The organism is Streptomyces sp. NPDC051217, assembly GCF_044455465.1.
Classification (GTDB): domain Bacteria; phylum Actinomycetota; class Actinomycetes; order Streptomycetales; family Streptomycetaceae; genus Streptomyces.
Window position 1 is genome coordinate 1 of the sequence record NZ_JBITEV010000020.1, and the last position, 14,231, is coordinate 14,231.

The 14,231-nt window shown below is 70.5% G+C and carries 14 protein-coding genes and 1 pseudogene; 13 read left to right on the forward strand and 2 right to left on the reverse strand.

Annotation, left to right across the window (positions count from 1 at the left end):
* Window positions 1-996: 996 nt before the first annotated feature.
* The 3 genes from ACIBBB_RS32145 to ACIBBB_RS32155 all read left to right on the forward strand — a co-directional run bounded on the left by ACIBBB_RS32145 (window position 997) and on the right by ACIBBB_RS32155 (window position 3,596).
* A complete protein-coding gene (locus ACIBBB_RS32145) occupies window positions 997-2,184 on the forward strand; it encodes a glycosyltransferase family 39 protein (RefSeq protein ID WP_398988295.1) in 1,188 nt (395 codons plus the stop codon).
* A 121-nt stretch (window positions 2,185-2,305) separates the two neighbouring features.
* Window positions 2,306-2,869, forward strand: coding sequence for a dihydrofolate reductase family protein (locus ACIBBB_RS32150; RefSeq protein WP_398988297.1), 564 nt, complete (start codon window positions 2,306-2,308; stop codon window positions 2,867-2,869).
* 73 nt (window positions 2,870-2,942) lie between these two features.
* Window positions 2,943-3,596, forward strand: a complete 654-nt coding sequence (locus ACIBBB_RS32155; RefSeq protein WP_398988299.1) for a DUF6461 domain-containing protein — start codon at window positions 2,943-2,945, stop codon at window positions 3,594-3,596.
* A 61-nt stretch (window positions 3,597-3,657) separates the two neighbouring features.
* On the opposite strand, the gene ACIBBB_RS32160 is transcribed toward ACIBBB_RS32155, so the two are convergent.
* Window positions 3,658-3,813, reverse strand: a complete 156-nt coding sequence (locus tag ACIBBB_RS32160) for a hypothetical protein (protein ID WP_398988301.1) — start codon at window positions 3,811-3,813, stop codon at window positions 3,658-3,660.
* A gap of 129 nt (window positions 3,814-3,942) precedes the next feature.
* Here ACIBBB_RS32160 and ACIBBB_RS32165 point away from each other — a divergent pair.
* The 10 genes and pseudogenes from ACIBBB_RS32165 to ACIBBB_RS32210 form a co-directional block, all read left to right on the forward strand.
* Window positions 3,943-4,205, forward strand: a pseudogene (locus ACIBBB_RS32165) (cysteine hydrolase); the annotation flags it as partial.
* Window positions 4,206-4,226: 21 nt separating this feature from the next.
* On the forward strand, window positions 4,227-5,102 hold the full coding sequence (locus ACIBBB_RS32170; protein ID WP_398988303.1) for a DUF2797 domain-containing protein: 876 nt from the start codon (window positions 4,227-4,229) through the stop codon (window positions 5,100-5,102).
* A 57-nt stretch (window positions 5,103-5,159) separates the two neighbouring features.
* Window positions 5,160-6,071: an amidohydrolase family protein gene (locus ACIBBB_RS32175; RefSeq protein WP_398988305.1), complete on the forward strand. Its 912-nt coding sequence runs from the start codon at window positions 5,160-5,162 to the stop codon at window positions 6,069-6,071.
* A 148-nt stretch (window positions 6,072-6,219) separates the two neighbouring features.
* Complete coding sequence (locus ACIBBB_RS32180; protein WP_398988307.1) at window positions 6,220-6,525, forward strand: hypothetical protein; 306 nt, start codon at window positions 6,220-6,222, stop codon at window positions 6,523-6,525.
* A 125-nt stretch (window positions 6,526-6,650) separates the two neighbouring features.
* Complete coding sequence (locus ACIBBB_RS32185; RefSeq protein WP_398988309.1) at window positions 6,651-7,388, forward strand: response regulator transcription factor; 738 nt, start codon at window positions 6,651-6,653, stop codon at window positions 7,386-7,388.
* Between the two features lie 32 nt (window positions 7,389-7,420).
* A complete protein-coding gene (locus ACIBBB_RS32190) occupies window positions 7,421-9,082 on the forward strand; it encodes an ATP-binding protein (protein WP_398988515.1) in 1,662 nt (553 codons plus the stop codon).
* A gap of 26 nt (window positions 9,083-9,108) precedes the next feature.
* Window positions 9,109-10,443: a glycosyltransferase gene (locus tag ACIBBB_RS32195; RefSeq protein ID WP_398988311.1), complete on the forward strand. Its 1,335-nt coding sequence runs from the start codon at window positions 9,109-9,111 to the stop codon at window positions 10,441-10,443.
* A complete protein-coding gene (locus tag ACIBBB_RS32200; RefSeq protein WP_398988313.1) occupies window positions 10,440-12,599 on the forward strand; it encodes a glycosyltransferase family 39 protein in 2,160 nt (719 codons plus the stop codon). The genes ACIBBB_RS32195 and ACIBBB_RS32200 overlap by 4 nt, the downstream gene beginning before the upstream one ends.
* A 22-nt stretch (window positions 12,600-12,621) precedes the next feature.
* Window positions 12,622-12,843: a hypothetical protein gene (locus tag ACIBBB_RS32205; RefSeq protein WP_398988315.1), complete on the forward strand. Its 222-nt coding sequence runs from the start codon at window positions 12,622-12,624 to the stop codon at window positions 12,841-12,843.
* 45 nt (window positions 12,844-12,888) lie between these two features.
* On the forward strand, window positions 12,889-13,710 hold the full coding sequence (locus ACIBBB_RS32210) for a TetR/AcrR family transcriptional regulator (protein WP_398988317.1): 822 nt from the start codon (window positions 12,889-12,891) through the stop codon (window positions 13,708-13,710).
* A gap of 41 nt (window positions 13,711-13,751) precedes the next feature.
* Here the strand turns inward: ACIBBB_RS32210 and ACIBBB_RS32215 are convergent, their stop codons facing one another.
* Window positions 13,752-14,222, reverse strand: coding sequence for a PPOX class F420-dependent oxidoreductase (locus ACIBBB_RS32215; RefSeq protein WP_398988319.1), 471 nt, complete (start codon window positions 14,220-14,222; stop codon window positions 13,752-13,754).
* Window positions 14,223-14,231 lie beyond the last annotated feature (9 nt).

The following is a 14,231-nucleotide window of genomic DNA, read 5'->3' on the forward strand; positions in this document are numbered from 1 at the left end:
CACGGCCCGTTCCCGACATCAGCCCGGCGCGATCCCCTCACGCAGCACAACAGCTTCGCCCAGCACACGCAAGGGCTACACGCCTGAAGCGGCGCGGGCTCGACGCGGTGCACCACTGACAAAGTTCCCTGCACGGATGGCAAAGCCCGAAGCCCACAACGACCCTAAAGTCCATGGACGAGGCCGGAGAAGGGGGCGTCGGACGCCCCGCATCACGAGCCTTGTCCATGCCGTCCTCTGCCTGCATCACGCCGGCTCGGACCGAGGATGGAAAGGGCTCCATGAACCTGCTTCTAAGCAAATCACACATAGGAGCGCGGGTGTTGTCACCTGTTCGCGTGACATGCCTTCCTCCGGTCCCCCAGGGTAATCTTCGGTGCCGGACCGCCCGAGGGGGAATCTCGCGTGTAATCCGAGCCGCTCTGGCATGGCGCGCGGTCATTTCTTGAAGTCATCAAACGTTTGAGTTGTCATATCGGGCAGCTCTCGGCTTCCGCGGCGTCCAGGCCCTGCGCGCCACAATCCTGCTCTGCCTGACCGGTTACGGCCGCCCGCTATCCGGGCGCAGCTGCGCCCGCGCTACACCAAAGGCCATGGAGAACCTCGTGATCACAACGCTCGTTCTGCGCCGCGGGTCGGGGCGGACGTGCGCCTTCGTCGTGGGCGGCAGGTCGGGCGAGTGCCGGTCCGAAGGAGAGGTGGCTCTCCTTGTCGGGGTGGCCGCCGACCACGACCTGTCGGGGACCTTCTTGTCGGTCACCGCAACGCCCTTCGGTCGGTGGCGTTCTCGCCCGACGGACGATTTCTGGCCACCGTGGGCGAGGACGCGCGGCTGTGGAGACTGTGAGTCCGGGCGTGGGCCCGTACCCGGCTCACCGGGCTCACCGTGGTGTCCGGCGCCCTCTCTATCATGCTGAGAGCTTGCGGCTCATCTCCTGCGGAGGACGTCGGCTTGTCAGGTCACCTCATGAGTAGAGTCGGATGAAATCAGGTCGGATGTCGATGCGGTCGGCTGAGGGGAGTCAGGTCTCAGTTCCGAGGGGATTCGTCGCGCGGGCTTTTGACGCGGTGAACCGGGAAATGCTGCGCGTCGTCGCGCTGTTCTGCGCGGTGCGCCTCTTCTGTCTCCTGGTTCTGGGGATCTGGTCGCGATCCGCCGGGGCGAGCATGCGTGAACTGCTCTCGCAGCGGTGGGATTCCCTCTGGTACGAACGCGTCGCCCAGCACGGATACGACTTCTCGTTGGTCGCGCCCGATGGGCGGCATCTGTCGAGTACGGCGTTCTTTCCCCTGTTGCCGTGGCTTGAGGAAGGGGTTTCGGCGGCGTTCGGTATCGGCCTCGCGGATGCGGGGTTGCTGATCAGCGCCGTCGCGTCCGTCTTCGCTGCCTGTGGGATCTATCTGATCGCGGAGCATCTCTACAGCAAGCCCGTTGCCCTGATCTCGGTCTGTCTTTGGGCCGCGCTTCCCGTCGGCATCGTGCAGTCCATGGCTTATAGCGAGTCGCTGTTCGTGGCCTTGGCGGCTTGGTCGCTGTACTCAGTCGTGCGGGGCAGGTGGTTGTCGGCGGGGTTCCTTGCCTGCGCTGCCGGGCTGACGCGGCCGGTGGGGCTCGCGGTGGCCGCGGCCGTTGTTTTCGCCGGAGCGCGGGAAGTTCTGCGTTGGAGGAAGGAACGGGCCGTCGGGGGCCGGGAGTTGTGGCGCGTTGTCGTGGCTGGGGTGGTCGCGCCACTGGGGGCTGTTGGGTTCGTTCTCTGGGTGGGTGTTCGGCAGGGTGACGTATTCGGATACCTCGATGTCCAGGCCCGGTGGGGCAACGGATTCGACGGGGGAGTCTCTTTCTCGCGCTTCGTGGCGTCTGGCGTCGGTGTCGAAGTTGTCTGGCCGCTGTTGCTGGTGGCGATGGTCTTTGCTGTTTTCTTTTTTCATCGAATAGTTTTCAGGCAGTCGCGCTCGCACTCGTTGGTTATTTACTCGGGCATTGTGGTCGTTATGGCCATCGGCGCCTCCGGGTACTTCGGGTCGAAGCCCAGACTTCTGATGCCCGCTTTTCCGCTGCTGCTTCCCCTGGCTGCTGCGATGGTCAAGGCCAAACCCCTTCTTGTCTACGTGATATTGGGTGCGGAGATACTTGTCGCCGCGCTTTACGGCGCGTTCTGGCTCAACGGGTCGGGGCCCCCCTAAGGGCTGTCCCGGACGAGCTGCCGCCGGGTGACGGGTCGTGGTTCCTGTCGAAAAGCTCGGTGTGGCTCCGACGTCTCCTGAGGGTGGGGTCGTCCGCCCCCAGGAGCTTGAAGGAGCAGCTGTGCAGACACTGACTGTCGATATCTTCGTGTCGGTCGACGGATGGGCCGGCGGGGAGGACTCCCCCGGGTACTTCGGGTACTTCGGCCCCGACCTGGAGGAGTGGATCACCGCCGAGTCGGCCGAGCCGCAGCTGGTCGTCTTCGGGCGACGGACGTACGAGGCGCTGGCGGGTCTGCCCGAGGAGGCGCGGGACGAGTCGTGGCAGCGGATGAGCGAGCTGAACGCGGTGGTGTTCTCAAGGACGTTGGAGACGGCCTCGTGGCCGAACACCCGTGTCTGCCACGACGACCTCGTCGGCGAGATCGGCCGGCTCAAGGCCGGGAGCGACGTACCGCTGCGCACCATGGGAAGTCTCTCCGTCGCCCGGCAGCTTCTCGACGCGGGCCTCGTCGACCGGCTGCGGCTGATGACGTTCCCGCTGCTCGTGGGGACGTCGGGCCGCGAACCGTTCTTCGCGGGCGTGGCGGCGGCGGAGCTGGAACTGGTCGGGCAGCGCGTCCTGGACGGTCGGGTGCTGCTGATCGAGTACCGGCAGACGGGGCGGGACATTCCGAGGGCGTGAGTGACCGAGAGCCGTCACCGCGCCGGAAGGCCGTCCGAAGGACCGTCCCGAAGGCCGTAGAGTGCGCCGCTCGATGGCGGAAGCGCTCAACTCCAGGGACCAGGGAGACGTCGCGGTGTGGGAAGACCTCGTTGCTCGGTACGCGTGGGCCGATACGGACGCGCCGGAGGCGTATACCTTCTCCGTCGTCGCCGGGAAGTCCGAGGACGACGTGATCCGGGCGTTCGGCGGTGATCCCGGGGAATCGCGGCTCATGACGTTCACCGAGGCCGCCGACGAGCAGGCGGATCATCTGTACGAGGACTACGAGCTGCTTCGCGTGGTCACCGTCAAGGAGCACGTCGTCGCCATCGAGTGGGGGTATCACGGCAGCCTGCCGGAGATTGCCCGGCGGGCGTCGGCGGACGGCGGTGAGTTCTTCAGCGTCCACCGGGACGTCAACGCCCGCCATCAGGTCATACGCGCGGTCGACGGCCGGGTGGACGGCGCCTTCGACCCCTTCGAGCTGGAGGACCTGGACTGGCTGGACCCCCGACCGGAGGTTCCCGCGTGGGCGGAAGACGTCGCCTTTCACATGGACCGCATCTGCGCGGAATCCTTCGCCCTCATGGAACGTACGACGGGCCTCGCGTCCGATCCGGCCTGGATCGGGACTCCACTGCGTACGGTGCGCCTCGCCGCGCCCGGCGAGCTCTTCGGCGGCCCCGACAGCACGTGGCTCCAATGACCGCGTACGGCGGCTTCGCCGACAGCGGGCGAACGGTGGGCAGTGCGTGGTCAGCGCGTGGTCAGTAGTTGGACAACGCGACGGCGATGCCGCCCAGCATCACCAGAAGCCCCGGCGCCGGCACCGCGACGGCGAGCAGCACCGCGAGGATCTTCATGGCCGTCCAGCCGAAGCGGGTCGCGCGTTCCGCGCGGGCCAGCGCCTCGTGGTACTCCATGTCGTCGTCCCGTCACGCTCCGCCATGCCGCCCCCTGCGGTGAGTTTATACGTTTGTGGGGGCGGGCCGCGGGCGGCGATCATCGGGGGATGAGTGGCGTCGTGGGCGTGCAGGCCCTGGTTGTGGCCGATGTGCGTATCGGCCACGGCGCGGACCGCGCCGGCGCGGGGGCGCCGGGTTGTCCTGCCGCACGATGCCCACGCGACGTACGGCGTCCCCGCCCCGAGGGCATCAGCGACGCCGTCCCGGCGGGGACGATGTCACGGGTCGCCGAGTGGGCGCTCGGGGGCGATGTGGAGGTCCCCGCGCGGGCGGCCGATGTTTCCTTCGAGCCGGTTGTCAGGCCGGTTGTCGAGGCGGTTGTCGAAGCGGCGCCCGGCACGGTCGGCTGAGGCTCGGAGCGAGGAGTGCGTATGGCCTGGCGGTGCCAGGGGCTGCGGTGGAGTGACGCCGGAGCTGAGCTCGTGTGGCGGGACGGTGCGCGGGAGCGGCGTAGTGCGCTCGTGTACGGGCGGGAGCTCGGGTTTCGGGTCGTCGGGGTGCGGCGTTGTGCCGGGGTGCGAGGGCTGGACTGTCCGGTCGGGGCCGTCGTGGGTGGGCGGAGTACCGGGGGGCAGTGTGCCGACTGCGCGCGGCTCGACCGGTCGCGGTCCGTGGCCGCCGACACCGTCGCCGACGACCCCCAGCCGTACACCGTCTACCTGGCGTGGTTCGGGCCCGGCATGGTCAAGGTCGGGATCACCGCCGAGGCGCGCGGGGCCGCGCGGCTGCTCGAACAGGGCGCCGTCGTGTTCACCCGGCTCGGGCGCGGGCCTCTGATGGCCGCGCGGCGGACCGAGGAGCTGCTGCGTACGGCGCTGGGTGTGCCGGACCGCGTTCCGTACGCCGCGAAGCGCGCCGTACGCGCCACACTGCTCCCCGACCGGGCCGAACGCGCCGAGGAGGTAAGGGAGTTGTACGAGCGGGCCGTCGCCCTCACCGGATGGCCCGAGTCGTTGGAGCGCGCCGATCTCGAAACGGTCGATCACGTCGACGTCTTCGGCCTGGCCGGGACCCCGCCCGTCACCGGCGTGATCGGCGAACTGGCCGACGGCGGGCGCGTCGCCGGGCGGCTCGTCGCCGCCGCCGGGCCCGATCTGCATCTGGAGTGCGGGGACGGAAGCGTGCTCGTCCTCGACACCCGGCTCGTGCGCGGGTGGGAACTCACCGGGGCGGGGGACGGCGGGGCCGGTGTGACCGTACCCGTACGCGAGGTGGGCGACGGCGCCGTACAGGACGGCCTCTTCTGACCGCCCCGGCCCCGGCCGCTGCTGGACAGCACGCCCTCCGGGTCGGAGGCTGGAGGGATGGATGATCAAGCAGCCGCGGAGATCGAGGCCGTGCGGGAGTTCCGTGAACGGCTCTCGCTGCCCGGTCTCGTCGACATACACACGCACTTCATGCCCGACCGCGTCCTGCGGAAGGTGTGGGCGTACTTCGACAGCGCCGGCCCCCTCACCGGCATGGAGTGGCCCATCACCTACCGGCACGAGGAGGACCAACGCGTCGCGCTCCTGCGCGCGTTCGGCGTCCGCGCGTACACCTCGATGCTCTACCCCCACAAGCCCGGCATGGCCGACTGGCTCAACGGCTGGGCAGCCGGGTTCGCCGCGCGGACGCCCGACTGCCTCCAGACCGCGACCCTCTTCCCGGAGGACGGCGTGGAGACGTACGTACGCGAGGCCGTCGAGTCCGGCGCGCGGATCTTCAAGTCCCACCTCCAGGTGGGGGGTTACGACCCCAACGACGAACGACTCGACCGCGTCTGGGGGTTGCTCGCCGACGCCGCCGTGCCGGTCGTCATGCACTGCGGATCGGGCCCACAGCCCGGCAAGTACACCGGCCCCGAGCCCGTCGGGCGGCTGCTCGCGCGCCATCCGCGGCTGCGCCTCGTCTTCGCGCACATGGGGATGCCGGAGTACACGGACTTCCTGGACCTGGCCGACCGGTACCAGGGGGCCCTGCTCGACACGACGATGGCGTTCACCGACTTCAGCGAGGCCTTCGCGCCCTTCCCGGCCGGGGCGGACGCCAAGGCGCGGCTCGCGGATCTGGGGGACCGGATCCTGCTCGGTACGGACTTCCCGAACATCCCGTACCCGTACCTCCACCAGCTGGAGGTCCTCGAAGGGCTCGGGCTGGGCGACGCCTGGACGCGCGCCGTCTGTTACGGGAACGGCGTCCGCCTCTTCGGGCTGGACCTGAAAGACATGGCCTGAGGAGCACAATCCCCCTACTCTGAAAGGCTGTTCACTTCCGTGGACAGCCCCGCACGACACAAGAAGGAGGTGACGCCGTGAAGCGGACGACCTAGCCGCCCGCCCGGAGACTCCGGGAGCACGGGCGGCGGGTTCCGGAAGGAACGAGATGTCCCGCACGGACAAGACCAAGCCGCCGTGGGTCCGCCACGCGGAGCACCACCCCCTGCCCGTCCACGACCACCGTCACGGCCCCTGCGATCTGCCGCCGCGCCCGACGCGCGAGGACACGGACACCCGCTGCCGGTGGGTGCGGACCCTCATGGCGCTGGTCAGCCGCCCCTGCTGTGCCGGATGCAAAGCGCGCTCCCACATCAGAGAACGGCAGGAGTGGGCCAGGAGCGCCAATCGCAAGGAGCGGTACGCGGGCCGGCGTGAAGCTCGCCGCGCCGCCACCGGCGACGACCGCGACTGACGCGCCACACACCCCTCACCCCACGCCCTCACCCCACACCCACGCCTCGGGGCCCGCCCACGTTCTCAGGGAATTCACAGGAAGCGGCAAGGACGTTCTCAGGCGGATTCCCCACTCTGGGCTCCATGACCGTCACCTCGCCCAGGGGGCGCACCGAGATGATCAAGCCGGACGGCAGCCCCGTCCGGGTCCTTGTCGTGGACGACGAAGCCTCGCTCGCGGAGCTCATGTCCATGACCCTTCGCTACGAGGGGTGGGACGTCCGCAGCGCCGGTGACGGCGCGGGCGCCCTGCGTGCGGCGCGGGAGTTCCGGCCCGACGCGGTGGTGCTGGACGTGATGCTGCCCGACATGGACGGCATCGCCGTCCTCGGGCGGCTGCGCCAAGAGCTGCCGCAGGTGCCCGTCCTCTTCCTCACCGCCAGGGACGCCGTGGAGGACCGGATCGCCGGGCTCACCGCGGGCGGTGACGACTACGTCACCAAGCCCTTCAGCCTGGAAGAGGTCGTGGCACGGCTGCGCGGGCTGATACGACGCTCGGGCACCGCCGCCGTACGCAGCGAATCCGCCCTGGTCGTCGGTGACTTGACGCTCGACGAGGACAGCCACGAGGTCAGCCGGGGAGAGGAGTCCATCCATCTCACCGCGACCGAGTTCGAGCTGCTGCGCTTCCTGATGCGCAACCCGCGGCGCGTGCTGAGCAAGGCCCAGATTCTCGACCGCGTGTGGTCGTACGACTTCGGCGGCCAGGCGAACGTCGTGGAGCTCTACATCTCGTACCTCCGCCGGAAGATCGACGCGGGTCGGTCGCCCATGATCCACACCCGGCGCGGTGCGGGATATCTGATCAAGCCGGGGGAGTGACCGAGGTGGTGGCGATGACGGCGGTGGCGGCGATGCGGGATCGAGTGCGTCGAGTACGAGGGCTGGGCCGGCGCCCGCGCACGGCGTCCAAGCGCTGGTCCCTGCGCACCCGCCTCGTCGTCTCCGCCGTCTCGCTCATCGCCGTCGTCGCCGCGGTCATCGGCGCGGTGACGACCATCGCCTTCCGCTCGTACCAGTACGACCAGCTGGACGCCCAGGTCCACGCGATCGCCGAACGTACCGCCGGGCCGCACAGCCGCGAGGAACTGCCGCCGAACGGCGTCCCGCAGCCCAGGCCCTCCCAGGGCAAGGAGCCGCTCAGGACCATCACGAGCGGGGGTGCCCCGATCGGCACCGTCGGCGTCGAGCTGACCGGGGCCGGCCCGAGCGACGTCGGCCAGGGCATGATCAGCGCCCCGTCCAGCGGCGACGAGCCGGGCCAGCAGGTCACCGGGTACGCGCTCACCGCGTCCGGGACGGCCGCCCTCGCCACCGTCCCGCGCGACGGCGAATCGCACACAGTGACCCTCCCGGGCCTCGGCGACTACCGCGCCGAGTACGTCGACGGCGTCAACGGCTCCTTTCTCGTCGGCGTCCCGCTCAGCGACGTCCAGGACACCCTCGCCACCCTGATCGTGGTCGAGGTCTGCGTCACCGTGGCCGGCCTCGCCGCCGCCGGGATCGCGGGTGTGGTCCTGGTCGGGGTGGCGCTGCGCCCGCTTCGGCGCGTCGCGACGACCGCCACCCGCGTCTCCGAACTTCCCCTGCACAGCGGCGAAGTGGCACCCCTGACACACCTTCAGGACACCGAGGCCGATCCGCGTACGGAGGTCGGTCAGGTCGGCGCCGCGTTCAACCGGATGCTGGGGCACGTCGGTTCGGCGCTCGCCGCGCGGCAGGAGAGCGAGACACGGGTACGGCGGTTCGTCGCCGACGCGAGCCATGAACTGCGGACACCGCTCGCCTCCATCCGCGGTTACGCCGAACTCACCCGGCGCGGCAGGGAGGAGATCGGCCCCGACACCCGGCACGCGCTCGGCCGGATCGAGGCCGAGGCGAAACGGATGACCGGGCTGGTCGACGATCTGCTGCTGCTGGCGCGGCTCGACGCCGGGCGGCCGCTCGCGTACGAGACGACGGACATCTCCCCGCTCGTCGTGGACGCGCTCAGCGACGCGCGGGCCGCCGGGCAGGACCACCACTGGCGGCTGGAGCTGCCGGACGAGCCCGGATACGTGTACGGCGACGCCTCCCGGCTCCATCAGGTACTGGTGAACCTGCTGGCCAACGCCCGGAAGCACACCCCGCCGGGCACGACCGTCACGGCTCGCGTACGTACGACGGGAACCCCCGACCCGTACGTGCTCATCGACGTGGCGGACGACGGGCCGGGCATCCCTCCCGCCCTCCTCCCGCACGTCTTCGAACGCTTCGCGCGCGGCGACGCCTCCCGCTCCCGCACGGCCGGCACGGCGAACGCCCCGGGCACGGCCAACACCCCGGGCACCGCCGCCGACTCCACCGGTCTCGGCCTCGCCATCGTGCAGGCCGTCGTCACCGCGCACGGCGGCGACGTCCGCGTCATGAGCGAGCCCGGCCTCCGTACCGTGTTCACCGTCCGGCTCCCGGCCGCACCCGCCGGCGGGCGACCCCTGAACTCACAGCCGGACCACAGGCTCACCACACTGCGGTGACAGCCTGACCGCCGAATGTCGGTGGTATGCGAATCGACACCGACACCGACACTCCGTGGGGCAGCCTCCCGGCCAGGGAACATCTCCCGGTCGACGCGCTCGACGCGAGGGCCCCCACCGGCGTCCCCGTGCTCGACGTGGTGATCCCCGTATACAACGAGGAGCGAGACCTGGAGTCGTGCGTACGCCGGCTCCACGACCATCTCGCCCGCACCTTCCCGTACCGCTTCCGTATCACCGTCGCCGACAACGCGAGCACCGACCGCACACCCGCCGTGGCGGCCCGTCTCGCGGCCTCGATCACCGAGGTCACCGCGTACCGGCTGGAGGAGAAGGGACGCGGACGCGCGCTGCGTACCGTCTGGTCCCACTCCGACTCCCCCGTCCTCGCCTACATGGACGTCGACCTGTCCACCGACCTCAACGCGCTCCTGCCGCTCGTCGCGCCGCTGATCTCGGGCCACTCGGACCTGGCGATCGGCTCGCGTCTCGCGCGCTCGTCGCGCGTCGTGCGGGGGCCGAAGCGGGAGTTCATCTCGCGCGCGTACAACCTGATCCTCAAGTCCTCGCTCTCCGCGCGCTTCAGCGACGCGCAGTGCGGCTTCAAGGCGATACGGGGCGAGGTCGCCCAGCGGCTGCTGCCGATGGTCGAGGACACCGGGTGGTTCTTCGACACCGAGATGCTGGTGCTCGCCGAACGGGCCGGGCTGCGCATCCACGAGGTGCCGGTCGACTGGGTCGACGACCCCGACAGCCGCGTGCACATCGTGAGTACGGCGGTCGACGACCTCAAGGGCGTCTGGCGGGTCGGGCGCGCGCTCGCGGTCGGCGCGCTGCCGCTCGACCGGCTCGCCCGGCCGTTCGGTGACGACCCGCGGGACCGGGCGATCAGCGGTGTACCCCGGGGGCTCGCACGCCAACTGGTCGGCTTCTGCGTGGTCGGCGCGCTGTCCACGCTGGTCTATCTGCTGCTCTATTCCCTTTTTCGTACGGCCTCCGGGTCCCAGACGGCCAATGCTGCCGCGCTGTTGGTCTCGGCGGTCGCGAACACCGCGGCCAATCGCCGGCTCACGTTCGGCATACGGGGCCGTGAGCGCGCCGTCCGGCAGCAGGCCCAGGGCCTCGTCGTCTTCGGTATCGGGCTCGCGCTGACCAGCGGCTCGCTGGCCGCGCTCGACGCCGCCTCCGGCAACCCCGCCCACGCCACGGAACTGGCCGTACTGATCTCCGCCAACCTCGCGGCAACGGTGCTGCGTTTCCTCCTCTTCCGCGCCTGGGTCTTCCCCGACCGGCGCGGCAGCGACGAACAGCCCACGGCGCGGCCGGACCACGTCCCCGCCCAGGAACGGAACGCACGATGACTCACACCCTCCACACCCGCACTCCGGCCCCCACACACCGGGCCGGCCGCGCGGCCGGCCCCGCCGCTCTGCTCATACGGCTCCGCCGCGGCAGGCCCGAGGACGCGCCCTGGGTACGCCCCGCCTTCCTCGGCCTGCTGCTCGCGGCGCTGCTCATCAATCTGTGGAACCTCGGCGACTCCGGGTACGCCAACTCCTTCTACTCCGCGGCCGTTCAGGCCGGCGGTGAGAGCTGGAAGGCCTTCTTCTTCGGCTCGTCGGACGCGGCGAACTCCATCACCGTCGACAAGCCCCCGGCCGCGCTGTGGCCGATGGCCCTGTCCGTACGGCTGTTCGGGCTCGGCTCGTGGCAGATCCTGGTGCCCGAGGCGCTGATGGGAGTCGGCACGATCGCCGTGCTGTACGCGGCCGTACGCCGCCGCTTCAGCGCCCCGGCCGGACTGCTCGCGGCCGCGGTGCTCGCGCTCACGCCCGTCGCCGCGCTGATGTTCCGCTTCAACAACCCTGACGCGCTGCTGGCGTTGCTGATGACCGTCACCGTCTACTGCGTGCTGCGCGCGCTGGAAGGCGCGCGGACGCGCTGGCTGGTGTGGGCGGGTGTCGCGATGGGATTCGCGTTCCTGACGAAGACGCTCCAGGCGTTCCTGATCCTGCCGCCGCTCGCGCTCGTGTACGCGGTGTGCGCGCCCACGTCCGTACGGCGCAGGATCGGCCAACTGGCCGCTGCCGGACTGGCGTTGGTGGTGAGCGGCGGATGGTGGGTCGCGATTGTCGAGCTGTGGCCCGCCGCGTCCCGCCCCTACATCGGCGGCTCGCAGAACAACTCCTTCCTCGAACTCACCTTCGGCTACAACGGACTTGGCCGCATCAACGGCGAAGAGGTCGGCAGCGTCGGTGGTGGCGGAGGCGGTGGCGGCGGGCGGCGCGGTGGTGAGGCCGGGCTCGGCCGGATGTTCAGCGACAGCATCGGCGGTCAGATCTCCTGGCTGCTGCCTGCCGCGCTGTTCCTGCTCGTCGTCGGTGTGGTGCTGACCTGGCGGGCCAAACGTACGGACACCGCGCGTGCCTCGTTCCTCGTCTGGGGCGGTGCGCTGCTGATGACCGCGGGGGTCTTCACCTTCATGGCGGGCATCTTCCACGAGTACTACACGGTGGCACTGGCGCCCTACATCGCCGCCCTGGTCGGCATGGGCGTGACGATGCTGTGGCAGGAGCGCGCCAGGTTCCTGGCGTCGGCCGCGCTCGGTGTGACGGTGGCCGGGACCGCGGTCTGGGGGTTCGTCCTGCTCGGCCGTACGCCGGACTACCTGCCCTGGCTGCGCTGGGCCGTACTGATCGGCGGGCTGAGCGCGGCCGTCGCCCTGACGGTCTTGGGCCGGATCGGCCGGGAGGGGCGGTTCCGTACCTTCGCGCCCCGGCTCGCGGTGAGCGCCGTGGTGCTGGCGGTCGCCGCGTCGCTCGCGGCGCCGCTCGCGTACACGCTGTCCACGGTCGGCACGCCGCACTCGGGGTCGATCGTCACGGCGGGCCCGGCAGCGGCACGCGGCGGGTTCGGCGGTGGTGGCCCCGCCGGCGGTGGAGGCGGCGGTCCCATGGGCGGCGGTCCCATGGGCGGCGAAGCCGGTGCCGACGGTGCCCGGGGCCAGCGGCCCGGCGGCGGCCAGGCTCCCGGTCAGGCCCAAGGCCGGCCTCCCGGCCAAGCCCCGGGGCAGGCTCCCGGCCAGGCTCCGCAAGGCGGTGGCGGTGGTGCTGCCCGAGGCGGCGACGGTGGTGGCGGTGGCGGTATGGCCGGTCTGCTCAACGGCCAGTCCGTCAGCTCCGAGGTCGTCGCGGCGCTCAAGAAGGACGCCGGCGATTACACCTGGGTCGCCGCGGCGACCGGCTCCCAGAACGCCGCGAGCAACCAACTCGCCGCCGAGGAACCGGTGATGGCGATCGGCGGCTTCAACGGCAGCGACCCGTCGCCGACCCTGGAGCAGTTCAAGCAGTACGTCGCCGACGGCAAGATCCACTACTTCCTCGGAGGCGGCGGATTCGGCGGGGGCGGCGGCGGTGCGGAAGGCGCCGGATCGAGCATCGCCACCTGGGTGCAGGAGACGTACAAGGAGGTCACCGTGGGTGGCACGACCCTGTACGACCTGACCGCCGAGAAGTAGCTATACGTCGTAAGGGAGACCCTTGTGCGGTGTACGGGACCAGCCGGTCCCGTACACCGCACAGGAGTTTCCGCGTGAAGACCTCGGCCGACGGCAATCGGCGGCCGTCGCCGTCCTCGGAGCCGTACTGAACCCGCGGTTCGCCGCGCTCGTACCAGTAACCGTGGGCGCGTCCTCGCTGCCCGCCGCGCTGCTGCTGCGCCGTGCCGAGCGGGCTGACCGTCCCGGGACATCCGCGGCATAGCATCGGATCCGCACGAACGGGCCGAGGAACCGAGGAGGCTCATCCATGGAGTCGGCAGCCGAGAAGGCCAGGCAGTCGCTGCGGACCAGCGTATGGCTGGAGGGGAAGCCCGCCGCCCGCGGCCGCAAGAGTGAGCGTTCCGACCATCCGACCGGGCTCGACAGGGACCGGATCACGGCGGTCTCGGTACGGATGCTCGACGCGGAGGGCCCGGCCAAGTTCTCCATGCGGCGGCTGGCGGCCGAACTGGGCGTCACGGCCATGTCCCTGTACTGGTACGTGGACACCAAGGACGACCTCCTCGAACTCGCCCTGGACTCCGTCTACACGGAGATCGACATCCGTGAACCGGCGGACTCGGTGGCGGGCCCGGAAGCCGACTCCGACTCCGGCTCCGACACCGGCTCCGACTGGCGCGACGAACTGCGCGCCCTGGCCGTCAGCTACCGGGCCCTGCTCGTCCGCCACCCCTGGGTCTCGCCGCTCGTCGGCAGATTCCTCAACATCGGCCCGCGTTCGATGGAGTTCTCCGCCGCGGTGCGGCGCGTCATGCGCGGTACCGGCCTGCCCGCGCACGGGCAGATGGGTGCGATGTCGGCCGTCTTCCAGTTCGTGTACGGCTTCGGCACGATCGAGGGCCACTTCGTCCAGCGCTGCGCCGAGGCGGGGGTGACCCAGGATCAGTACTACCGGTACGCGATGGGGACGATCCATGAACAGGAGGAGTACCGCGGCCACTTCGAACAGGCCGGGGAACTGATGGAGGCGCGCGGCGGCGAGGCGGTCGAGGAGATGCGCGAACGGGACTTCGCGTTCGCGCTCGAAGTCCTCATCGCGGGCATCGAGGCGATGCGGGCCCGCGGCTGAGTCACCTCGGCAGACCCGGCGCGGCTGAGCCCCCCACCCGGTTACCCAGGCGGAGCCAGCCGCGCCGGGAAGCCGCCCGTGGCGATCGGGCTCCACCGCTCCGGGGTGATGCGGATGATTGACTTCCCCTGCCGCACCATCGCCTCCCGGTACTCGTCCCAGTCCGGGTGTTCCCCCGAGATGTTGCGGAAGTACTCGACCAGCGGCTCCACCGACTCCGGGACGTCCAGCACCTCCGCCGTACCGTCGATCTGCACCCACGGACCGTCCCAGGTGTCCGACAGGACGATCACGCTCGCGCGCGAGTCACGCTTCGCGTTCCGCGTCTTCGCGCGCTCCGGGTAGGTGGAGACGACGATCCGCCCCGAGTCGTCGACGCCGCAGGTCAGCGGCGAGCCCTGGGGGCGGCCGTCGGAACGGGTGGTCAGCAGGATCGCGTGGTGCCTGGGCCGGACGAACTCCAGCAACGCGTCGAGCGCCACGGTGGTGTTGGTAGCGATGTTGGGTGCCATGCCCCGCAG

What these genes read in the sequence shown, in the direction of transcription:
- ACIBBB_RS32145 (WP_398988295.1), top strand. Translation starts at nt 997, where the DNA reads ATGTCGATGCGGTCGGCTGAGGGGAGTCAGGTCTCAGTTCCGAGGGGA.
- ACIBBB_RS32155 (WP_398988299.1), top strand. Translation starts at nt 2,943, where the DNA reads ATGGCGGAAGCGCTCAACTCCAGGGACCAGGGAGACGTCGCGGTGTGG.
- ACIBBB_RS32160 (WP_398988301.1), bottom strand. Translation starts at nt 3,813, where the DNA reads ATGGAGTACCACGAGGCGCTGGCCCGCGCGGAACGCGCGACCCGCTTC.
- ACIBBB_RS32170 (WP_398988303.1), top strand. Translation starts at nt 4,227, where the DNA reads ATGGCCTGGCGGTGCCAGGGGCTGCGGTGGAGTGACGCCGGAGCTGAG.
- ACIBBB_RS32175 (WP_398988305.1), top strand. Translation starts at nt 5,160, where the DNA reads ATGGATGATCAAGCAGCCGCGGAGATCGAGGCCGTGCGGGAGTTCCGT.
- ACIBBB_RS32180 (WP_398988307.1), top strand. Translation starts at nt 6,220, where the DNA reads ATGTCCCGCACGGACAAGACCAAGCCGCCGTGGGTCCGCCACGCGGAG.
- ACIBBB_RS32185 (WP_398988309.1), top strand. Translation starts at nt 6,651, where the DNA reads ATGACCGTCACCTCGCCCAGGGGGCGCACCGAGATGATCAAGCCGGAC.
- ACIBBB_RS32190 (WP_398988515.1), top strand. Translation starts at nt 7,421, where the DNA reads ATGCGGGATCGAGTGCGTCGAGTACGAGGGCTGGGCCGGCGCCCGCGC.
- ACIBBB_RS32195 (WP_398988311.1), top strand. Translation starts at nt 9,109, where the DNA reads ATGCGAATCGACACCGACACCGACACTCCGTGGGGCAGCCTCCCGGCC.
- ACIBBB_RS32200 (WP_398988313.1), top strand. Translation starts at nt 10,440, where the DNA reads ATGACTCACACCCTCCACACCCGCACTCCGGCCCCCACACACCGGGCC.
- ACIBBB_RS32210 (WP_398988317.1), top strand. Translation starts at nt 12,889, where the DNA reads ATGGAGTCGGCAGCCGAGAAGGCCAGGCAGTCGCTGCGGACCAGCGTA.
- ACIBBB_RS32215 (WP_398988319.1), bottom strand. Translation starts at nt 14,222, where the DNA reads ATGGCACCCAACATCGCTACCAACACCACCGTGGCGCTCGACGCGTTG.